This is a genomic window from Oceanobacillus sp. J11TS1 (assembly GCF_018333215.1).
GTDB lineage: Bacteria > Bacillota > Bacilli > Bacillales > Amphibacillaceae > Oceanobacillus.
In genome coordinates this window covers 1-9,844 of sequence record NZ_BORO01000049.1, presented here as the reverse complement: position 1 = coordinate 9,844, position 9,844 = coordinate 1, and the positions used below count along the sequence as shown (strand labels likewise).

The 9,844-nt window shown below is 37.9% G+C and carries 8 protein-coding genes; 5 read left to right on the top strand and 3 right to left on the bottom strand.

Going from position 1 to position 9,844, the window contains the following annotated elements; translation table 11 throughout:
• Positions 1-346: 346 nt before the first annotated feature.
• Positions 347-2,068, bottom strand: a complete 1,722-nt coding sequence (locus tag KI343_RS19450) for a pyruvate oxidase (RefSeq protein WP_212928066.1) — start codon at positions 2,066-2,068, stop codon at positions 347-349.
• A 262-nt stretch (positions 2,069-2,330) separates the two neighbouring features.
• Here KI343_RS19450 and KI343_RS19445 point away from each other — a divergent pair, with 262 nt between their 5' ends.
• The 3 genes from KI343_RS19445 to rlmH all read left to right on the top strand — a co-directional run bounded on the left by KI343_RS19445 (position 2,331) and on the right by rlmH (position 5,879).
• Entirely contained in the window at positions 2,331-3,113 is a 783-nt protein-coding gene (locus KI343_RS19445) for a Cof-type HAD-IIB family hydrolase (protein WP_212928065.1), read from the top strand.
• A gap of 386 nt (positions 3,114-3,499) precedes the next feature.
• Positions 3,500-5,194, top strand: coding sequence for a methyl-accepting chemotaxis protein (locus KI343_RS19440; protein WP_244857152.1), 1,695 nt, complete (start codon positions 3,500-3,502; stop codon positions 5,192-5,194).
• 205 nt (positions 5,195-5,399) lie between these two features.
• The gene (rlmH, locus tag KI343_RS19435; protein ID WP_212928064.1) at positions 5,400-5,879 is read left to right on the top strand and encodes a 23S rRNA (pseudouridine(1915)-N(3))-methyltransferase RlmH; all 480 of its coding nucleotides are present in this window, start codon (positions 5,400-5,402) and stop codon (positions 5,877-5,879) included.
• Here rlmH and KI343_RS19430 read toward each other — a convergent pair.
• A complete protein-coding gene (locus tag KI343_RS19430) occupies positions 5,820-7,229 on the bottom strand; it encodes a recombinase family protein (RefSeq protein WP_244857151.1) in 1,410 nt (469 codons plus the stop codon). The genes rlmH and KI343_RS19430 overlap by 60 nt on opposite strands.
• Complete coding sequence (locus KI343_RS20280) at positions 7,183-7,530, bottom strand: recombinase family protein (protein ID WP_244857149.1); 348 nt, start codon at positions 7,528-7,530, stop codon at positions 7,183-7,185. Before KI343_RS20280 ends, KI343_RS19430 begins: the two co-directional genes overlap by 47 nt.
• 153 nt (positions 7,531-7,683) lie before the next feature.
• Between KI343_RS20280 and KI343_RS19425 the strand changes: the two genes are divergently transcribed.
• Positions 7,684-8,571 (top strand): DUF2971 domain-containing protein, encoded by an 888-nt coding sequence (locus tag KI343_RS19425; protein ID WP_212928063.1) that lies wholly within the window; start codon positions 7,684-7,686, stop codon positions 8,569-8,571.
• 310 nt (positions 8,572-8,881) lie between these two features.
• Positions 8,882-9,286: a hypothetical protein gene (locus tag KI343_RS19420; protein WP_212928062.1), complete on the top strand. Its 405-nt coding sequence runs from the start codon at positions 8,882-8,884 to the stop codon at positions 9,284-9,286.
• Positions 9,287-9,844: the final 558 nt, after the last annotated feature.

Genomic DNA, 9,844 nt, shown 5'->3' with positions numbered 1-9,844 from the left:
CACCGCGCCACGCGAAAATTTTATTTGTTAGGAAGGGGTACCCCTTCCTAACAAATAAAATTCAATCAATACCTAATGTGAGTTGAAAACATATAATCAATTTTACACATAAATAAGGACTTGACTCGAAAAAGTAGGAACCCGCTCCAATTGAAGCCGAACGCGCTCAAAAAAGTGGAAACCCGCTCCAACTGAGCTGAACGCGCTCGAAAATAGTGGAATGCGCTCCACCAGAGTCTGAACGCGCTCCAAAAAAGAGAAAAAGCGCTCCACTCAAGGCCGAACGCGCTCCAAAAAGTGAAAATCCGCTCCACCCCAATCCAAATCCGCTCAAATTAATCCATCTCTACATCCGCTTCATCCCTTTACGAACTGGGGAGAGTTCCAGTTTTCCTTTTTCAAACAGCTTCTTAATTGTCTGCTTCGAGTAGCCGGTTATCTGATCATAAGAAAGTTTTCCTGGAATAGGTGGTTCATCTTCTACGCAGACATCCACGATTGCTGTCTGTTTAAAGGATGCTGCAGCCTCTAGGGATGGTCTGAGGTCTTCAAATGTTTCAACACGATATCCTTTCCCGCCGCAGTTTTCTGCAAACTGAGCAAAGTTAAAGCTTTCTAATTGTGTCTTATAATCAATGTTTCCGTCAGCTTCTTGTTCGTATTTAATCATGCCGATACGTTCATTATTAAAAATGACAATAATTATTGGCAGGTTGTATTTTACGGCAGTAAGAAAATCCTGCATATTCATCGTAAAACCTCCATCGCCACAGAGGCTGATTACTTGCCGATCAGGGTAAGCCATCTTACTTGCAATTGCTCCTGGAAGGCCGCAGCCCATGGTGCCCAGCCAGCTAGAGATAAGAAAGTCCTGTGTGGTTTTCATCCGGAAATGACGTGTTGCCCATACGGTTACATTGCCGACATCTACAGATAAAATAGCATTATCGGCAGCAATTTTCTGTACTTCATGGACAACCTGCTGTGGTTTGATTGGCGTTGAGGTCTGCTCTTCCTCTGCCTGCATTTCTTCCCACCATTTGGCCATTCTCTCCTGATATTTCTCTAGGAAATCACGTTTTTCAGCTCGGGTCAGATGCTCATTAAACCAAGTGAGTGCTTTTTTGGCATCGCCAGCTATGCCGATATCAACGGGATATCTTTTGCCAATTTGAAGCGGATTGCTGTCGATTTGAATGCATGTTGCATCCTCTGGTAAAAACTCCACATACGGATAAGAGGTGCCGATTAATATCAGTAAGTCTGCATCATTCATCGCTTCATAGGCCGGTTTGGTACCAATCATTCCCAGGTTGCCCAGGAAATTTGGATGTTCATCTGCCATAATTCCTTTGGCAGGGAGGGTAACAACGACAGGAGCGGCAATGGCGTCCGAAAAATTCGCCAGCTCTTCTTTTGCTTTTTTGGCGCCAGTACCAGCTAAAATAATTGGTTTTTTTGCTTTTTCCATCGTTGAAATAGCCTCTTCTAAATCAGAAGTATCTGGTGTAAGTGCTGGCGTCTCATACATGACGGCATTTTTCTGTACTTTATTTTTAATTTTCTCCGTAGGGATATCGTCTGGCAGGGTTAATACAGCGACCCCTTTTTTCGCATAAGCGGTACGAATAGCTTGGTTCACCATGGAAGAAAGCTGTTCTTCAGAAGTAACCTGCTTATTAAATACCGCAACATCCTCAAAAATGCGTTCCATATTTACCTCTTGAAAGGCGTCTGTCCCAATTTGATCTGTCGGAACCTGCCCCGCAAGGACGAGTACAGGAGCGCTATCCTCCTTCGCATCATACAAGCCATTTAATAAGTGGATGGCTCCCGGACCTGCAATCGATAAACAAACACCGAGTTTTCCAGTCAATTTTGCATAAGACGCAGCAGCTAATGCCCCGGCTTCTTCGTGACGCACCTGAATAAATTGTATCTTCTCCTGTGCTTTGCGCAACTCTTCCATCAGGTTGTTAATCGAGTCACCAGGCATCCCATAAATATGGTCCACGCCCCAATCTGCCAATAAATCAACGAGTACTTTTCCTGCACGATCATCAAACATAGAACATGTCTCCTTTTTATGAAAAGAGCGTAAAAACCCTCTTCTCATGAGATTTTAAATACTTAGTGCATGAAGTTAAAGCGATCGAGTTCCTCTTTATATACTTTTTCTATTCCACAATGAAGAACGGTTCAAACTAAGAAAAACGAGCAAGACTCAAATCTAAAACTTGTGATAAAATATAATACCTAGCTTTTCATCCAATTATCTACTAGAATAGGGTACAACATTACTCCATGAAGAAATGGAAGGGGGATATACATTGCCTAAAAAGCCAATTGTATTCTTTGATTTAGACGGAACATTATTAACAAGTGAGAAAAAAGTAGCTCAAAGCAGCATAAAAGCGATACAGAAGCTTATCAAAAATGATGGCATACCTGTCCTTGCAACAGGGAGACCCGCATTTGAAACGAAGGAATTACGCGGAGAAACAGGAATTCGATCCGCTGTATTAATGAATGGACAATTTATTATTCATAATGGAGAAGTTGTTTATCGGAATCGAATTAATCCCGTTTTGTTAAAAAACCTAGAGGAATATGCGACAAAAAATGGCGTCACTGTCTGCTTCCACACGGCGGAGCGGATTTACGCAACAAACAACGATTCAGAGTTGTTAAAGAAGGACTGTGAGTATTGCGACAGAGAGCTGCCGGCAGTTGATCGTGATGTTTATATGACGAAGCCAGTCTACCAAGCAGAAATATACATGGAAGATGGTGAAGAGGAATATCAAAAGAAATTTCCTAAGCTAAATTTTGTCCGTAATTCCCCATTCGGATGTGATATCTTTCCACAAGGCATTTCCAAAGCAACAGGCATAAAAGAATTCTTAGAGATTACCGGATACTCCAAAGAGAATACATATGCTTTCGGTGACGGATTAAATGACCTAGAAATGTTTCAATTTGTCAAAACTTCCGTAGCGATGGGCAACTCTGTGGAGGAAATTAAAGAAGCTGCAACGCATATCGTCAATTCACATGACGATGATGGGATTGATCAAGGATTAAAGCTTTGTGGGTTGATTGATCCGGAATAGAGTGTGGAATAGCTTCTTATTGTTTTTTATTAACAGAAGCGGAAAGATTTCTCTTCATAAATTATATGGTCTTAATAGGAAAAACCGGGCAAATTCTGTCCGGTTTTTCTTATGCATAAAACACTTTAACAAAGCACCTACAGAATCAGCCTCCTGATTACCAACAAATCATATATTTATTACTTCGATTATACTAAATTTTATCAATTTTTCCTTTAAAGATAGTTAAATCCACCGATATATAAGATAGATCCATTTCCCTATAAAGCTTGACAAACTACCTGGGACCCAGAAGAGATATAAGATTCGATTGTAAGACACTACTTTTAAAGGGAAGTCTTTTTACATACAGAGGCAACGTTTTCATTGAAAGAGGGGGAAAGAAATTGAAAGTAATTTTTAATTTGAAAAGCATTAAAAGCAAGATCATCCTGGCATTTTCCGTCGTTATTTTGCTAGTTATTATTTTAGGCGCGTACAGTTCCATTACGATTAAAAAGATGAATGATGAAACAAAAGAAATGGTCGAAAACAATCTTCAAATGTTAAATGCAAGTAATGGATTGGAAACTACCATGGCCAACCGGATAGCAACAGCCAGAGGATATGTATTGACCGGAAAAACCGATTTTAAGGAAGATTTTGAAGCGTATACAAAACAGGGAGCCGAATTTGAAGAATTAGCAAGAAGCGTCGGTGTTACAGAAGAATTTGAGAATGTAATCCGTACGACCAATGTATGGCAGACCGCTATTATCGGCGATGTCTTTGAAGTCTATGACCGAGGAGATGAAGAACAAGCTATAGCGAACCTTAATGGCCTGTCATTTATGGTTGATGATATCACGGCAGGTTATAGGGAGCTGGCAGCAAATTCAGAAGCAGCCATTACTCAAAATGGGGAAAAAATTATCGTACATGGGGAACAAACCGTAACGATTGTCATTATTGTCTCCGTTTTAATTCTTATTCTCAGTATCACAGCAGTACTTGTCACCGGCAACCTTATCTCGAAACCTATCAAAACGGTGATGGAGCGGATGAAATTGATTGCAAGCGGTGATTTGAGCAAGGACTCCTTACAAACCAAGACAAGGGATGAAGTCGGCCAATTAGTCGATGCCACCAATGAAATGGCGAGCAGCACACGTAACTTGCTTAGACAAATAAATGAGGTATCTGAAACCGTTACAAATCAAAGTGAAGAATTAACGCAGGCAGCAAATGAAGTAAAATCCGGTTCGGAGCAAGTCGCTATCACCATGCAAGAACTGGCTGCGGGTTCTGAAAAACAAGCGAACAGCGCCAGCAACTTGTCCGAGATTACTGGAACTTTTGCGCTAAAAGTACAGGAAGTAAATGAAAACGGCGAACATGTACAGCAATATTCCGATAAAGTACTCGAAATGACAACGAACGGAAGCGAGCTCATGACTTCCTCTACAGAACAAATGGCCAAGATTGACAAAATCGTTCAAGGAGCAGTCTCTAAAGTAGAAGGATTAGATGCACACTCTAAAAAAATATCCCATCTTGTTTCGGTTATTAAAGATATTGCAGACCAGACCAACCTGCTTGCATTAAATGCAGCAATTGAAGCGGCAAGAGCAGGTGAACATGGAAAAGGATTTACCGTGGTAGCTGAGGAAGTAAGAAAACTTGCGGAACAGGTCGCTGTCTCGGTCACAGATATTACAGATATCGTAGCGAATATCCAGAATGAAACAAGTACCGTCGTCGAATCATTAAAAGATGGGTATACCGAAGTAGAACAAGGAACAAACCAAATCGTTACAACAGGAAAAACCTTTCATAAGATCAATGAATCCATTTCCAATATGGCAGATAACATTAATCTTGTAACTGAAAACTTAGCTGGCATCACCACAAGCAATCAGGAAATGAAAGAATCCATAGAAGAAATCGCTTCTATTTCCCAAGAAGCAGCTGCCGGCGTCGAACAAACATCTGCATCTACCCAGCAGACAAACAGTTCTATGGAAGAAGTCGCAGGAAGCTCAGAACAATTATCGAAGCTTGCCGAGGAAATGAATGGACTGGTTAGGCAGTTTAAGCTTTAGGGGATAAATTTGGAATGTTGATTTGAAGTGAGTAAAGCTAATTCTAGTGAAGTTGCGGGGCAGGAAGGCTTGCTTTTCCGCAGCTTGACTAGATAAATAAGGGGGTTTGAAAACAGAGGTCTACTGCCGTTTTGTAAATACTATGGTAATATAAAGGAAATGAATTAATAAAATCGAAAATTTGAAATGATAAAGGAAGATAGTAATGAATATCACTCTTGTCACCGTTGGAAAATTAAAAGAAAAATACTTAAAGCAGGGCATCGATGAATATAAAAAGCGTTTAGGTGCCTATGCCAAAGTGAATATTGTCGAAGTGGCCGATGAAAAAGCCCCTGAAACGATGAGTGAAGCGGAAATGGAAGCAGTCAAACGCAAAGAAGGAGAGCGTATTATTGCACATATTAGTCAGGATGCTTTTGTGATTACGCTTGAAATTCAAGGGCAAATGCTGAGTTCAGAGCAGCTTGCGAAAAAGATCGACGAGTTGGCGACTTATGGGAAGAGCAAGGTTGTGTTTGTGATTGGCGGATCACTTGGGATAGGTGAAGAGGTGCAGAAGCGGAGTGATTTGGCGCTGTCGTTTTCTAAGATGACGTTTCCTCATCAGTTGATGCGGTTGGTGCTATTGGAGCAGGTTTATCGGAGTTTTCGGATTAACCGGGGGGAACCGTACCACAAATAGAGGCAAAAACTCTTGAAGATAAGGTGGTAATTCTTTATCGGAAGCGGGTATTGAAAATGTGCTTTCATTATCCGTTTCACGGTATAACAAGTGGATTAATATAAAAGTTTTCGATATGTTCATTTCAGTAAAATCAAATTCAAGTTCTATGTTTTTAATTGTTCTGGTTCTATCTTTTTGTTTGATTGTAATATTATAAATTAATAACTGTAGTAATTGCTTTTTGTTTTCTCTAGATGACTTCTTATAAACCGATACGAATTTTTCGAGTAATTTTTCAATCAAATCTGGTTGAATTACCTTTGAATCTATAGAACTTAATTGGATTGCAATTTCATTTTTCTCTGACTCTAATTCTCTTTTTTCATTGGAGACCTTTTGTAAACTCTCTTGCAAAATATCCACAGGGAGAGTGTTATTCTCAAAGGCTTCCATATACCTTGCCTGTAATTGTTCAATTTCCCTTAACCGCTTTTCAATCTCTACTAATTCTTTATTAAGTTGGCTTATCGAATGAGCGGAATTAGAACTAATGTCTGTGAGAATCTTATATAATCTCTTCTTATTAGAACTAAGTTGTTCAATTTTCTTAATAACCGTTTCTTCTGCTTCATATGCCTTAATGGAATTAGCTTTACAAGCAGCAGATCCTTTGTTATGAAAATCGCTACAGACGTAATAACGATGTTTTCGTTTCGTCCCATCTTTTCGTGTATGTGTTGTAATTGATGGAACCATTCCTTGGCCACAATCAGGACAGCGTAAAAGGCCGCTAAGTAAGAATGGTTCGTTTGATTGACGCTGCTTAAATGATTTACTCTTTCTCCTTGCTTGTACAACGCTCCATAATTCATCAGAAATAATAGGTTCATGTTTTCCTTCTACTAGAATGGGATTTGGATTTTTTCCTTTTCTTCGTTTAGACTCCCAATTTTCAAATTTTAGCCAACTGATCTTACCGATATATATTACATTGTCTAGGATTTGTGCTACTCCATTGATGGAGAAATAACGATTACGTTTAGTTTTATACCCAGCTTTATTTAAGTGGTTAGAAATCGCTCTTAGCCCTTTGCCATTTACATACATATGAAAGATTAACTGTACTACTTCAGCTTCTTTTTCATTGATAACTAGTTGCTTCTTAACAGTGTCATATCCAAATACAACTCCACCGTTCCATCTCCCTTCCAAGGCCCTCTGTTTCATTCCAAGCTTAACATTCTCCGCTAATGTATTTCGCTCCATTTCAGCGATAGATGCCATAATTTGAAGTACGAGGCGACCTATCGGGCTACTTGTATCAAAAGTTCTCTGAGTAAGATATAAACTTGACGTTGTATTTTTCAAACTTATCTAGCATCATAAGCGTTTCTAGCATATTTCTAGAAAGCCGAGAAATTTTCCAAACTAGTACAGCATCAAATCTTTCGTTCTCAACATCCTTAATCAGTCTCTTCATTTCTGGCCGTCCTTTAACCGATTTACCGCTAATTCCTTCATCGACGTATTCATCAAATACTTCCCAGTTGTAAATTTGAGCATATTGTCGAAGTGTTTGAAGTTGAGCTGCTATACTAAAACCTTCTTTTGCTTGTTCTTCTGTACTTACGCGGGCGTAGATGGCTACTTTTCTTATTTCTGTTTTCATGTTTGTCCTCCTTCCAGCTTTATATTACTATGAAAATAATGGAAGGGGAAAATGGAGTTTATTATCAAATAGTTTAAATTGATTATCAATTATTAACTTTGCTTATTTAAAAAAGATAACCTAGTTGAAGTATTATGATAGTGGAGGGGTCTTATGGATATTAATGACCAGAGAGAAAAGTATATTAAAGAAAACCCAATTGATTATGTCAAATTTTTAGAAGCCCTAGATTACTTTTCTAATGATGCTTTTAATACAATTTACAAAATCATTAAGTTATATGTGCCAAATGAAGTTTTTAAGTATTATTCTCTGACAGATAATGAGGAACTTAATAATATGAAATTCTCTACATTAGAAAATAGTGAGGTATATTTGTCCTATGCCACTGATTTTAATGATCCCTTTGACAATCGTTCCTATTATTATGATATTGAAAGATTGAAGCAAAATAAATTTAGTTATTTACTCGATGGAAGCTTCATAGAGGATAATATTTATAAAACAAGATTAGCCTCTTTTTCAAAATCCGGAGTAAATAACTTACCGATGTGGGCGCATTACTCCAATAATCACGAGGGTTATTGTGTAAGTTATCTAACTGATTTTAAAAGTAACCCAGAACTTTCACCTTCATTATTTCCTGTTCAATATTTAGAAGGTCGGGTGGATGTAACTCGGTATTTTCAAGGATTTTTAAGAAACATTGAGGAAAATTATGAACGGGCAGTTAAAGAAAAACAAAACGAAATTTTGATAGATAATCTAATGTTGTTATGGGTTATAATATTGTCCTGTTATATAAAGGAGAAAAAATGGGAATACGAGCAAGAATTTAGGGTGATGAAACCAACTAATGTACCTAGATCAGAATATATGGAAGCAAATCCATCAGCTATTTATATAGGCTATAAATGTAAAGAGGAACATATCCTTAGATTAGTTAATATTGCTTTTACACTCAATATACCCATTTATAGAATGGAACTAATCTCGAATTCTTTTGATTTCCAATTAGCTCCCAAAAAAATTCATATATGAAGTATGAAAAGAAATAGTTAATACAGGGGAATGGTGCCGTAGATATGTTATCCAAACAGGAAATCCTTGATGAACAAAAAGACTCTAGCGATATTGATGTGATCGTTGAGTTTAATGACGTGGATGTATCATTTGATAAATACATGGACTTAAAAACCTTGAGGATCTTTTTCAGAAGCCAATTGATTTAGTCATATTAAATGATATTAAACCTGCCTTAATGTCAAATATTCTATCAACCATTACATTTGTAACCTTGGAAAACCAATGAGATTATAAGTTTATGTAGCCTAGAAGGGGGAGGATAAGGGTGCTAATCGTACTTGGATTGTTGTCGGGGGTAATTATCTCACTTATTGGGTCATTTATTATCAGTTTAATACCGTGGATACCATTCGCCCCAGTGTTTTTAACTACTGTTATACCATCTGTTTTGATTTTTGTAATCCTAACATTTCGCATTAAGCCAGATGCATCGAAATTTATGTATTGGGTAAATAGCTTCATCGCACTTTTTGTAGTTGGCTTTCTGACCTTTTTGATCAGGAATTATTTTCAGTGGAAAGCCGTTGCTCATATCGAAGGAAGTGGACTTGTCTGGGATGCAGTTATTCTTTTTAATATTTTATATTCATTAGGTGTTGCTTTGATAATTTCACCAATCGGATATCTTGTAATAAAACGGATTGCTCAATTAAAGAAGCAGTATTTATAAATTCTTTATTAATCGAATAACGTATCTGGGTACATATCCCTTTTTACAGATAGGCACCTCAGTTTTTCTACTTACTCAAGGGGCTTCTTGTCATCAACATCGTCCTGTTGATGACAAGAGGATTCGGACAATGGACCTGTCTCACTGTCTTAGTATTATGAAAATATCAAAAGAGGAAAAGGGACATTGTTGTCTTTCTCATTTATTGTCTATACTCATTTAATGATATATTATTACATTTTAATATAAAATGAGGCCAATCACCAAAAACAGTGATTGAACCTAATCTCAATGAGATGTATAATAATATTAGAAAATAAGCATAATAAAAACCGAGAATGTTGTGAGCATTTTCGGTCAGCATGATAAAGAGTTCAGGTGGGATTTCCTCTGGACAAAGAAAATGTAATATGCTTTGTACAGTTGCGAACCGGTACTGTCAATAAGTTTGTGTAAATTAATAGGGTATCCTCTCTATTGGGATGTATTTTCAGACACCTTCCCCGGGTACCCGGGGAAGGTGTCTGAAAATTAGCTCGTTTCTTACCTACTCCCCGT

Excerpts from the sequence above, each read along its gene's own strand:
- KI343_RS19450 (WP_212928066.1), bottom strand. The coding sequence starts at position 2,068 with ATGTTTGATGATCGTGCAGGAAAAGTACTCGTTGATTTATTGGCAGAT.
- KI343_RS20280 (WP_244857149.1), bottom strand. The coding sequence starts at position 7,530 with ATGAAAACAGAAATAAGAAAAGTAGCCATCTACGCCCGCGTAAGTACA.
- KI343_RS19425 (WP_212928063.1), top strand. The coding sequence starts at position 7,684 with ATGGATATTAATGACCAGAGAGAAAAGTATATTAAAGAAAACCCAATT.
- rlmH (WP_212928064.1), top strand. The coding sequence starts at position 5,400 with ATGAATATCACTCTTGTCACCGTTGGAAAATTAAAAGAAAAATACTTA.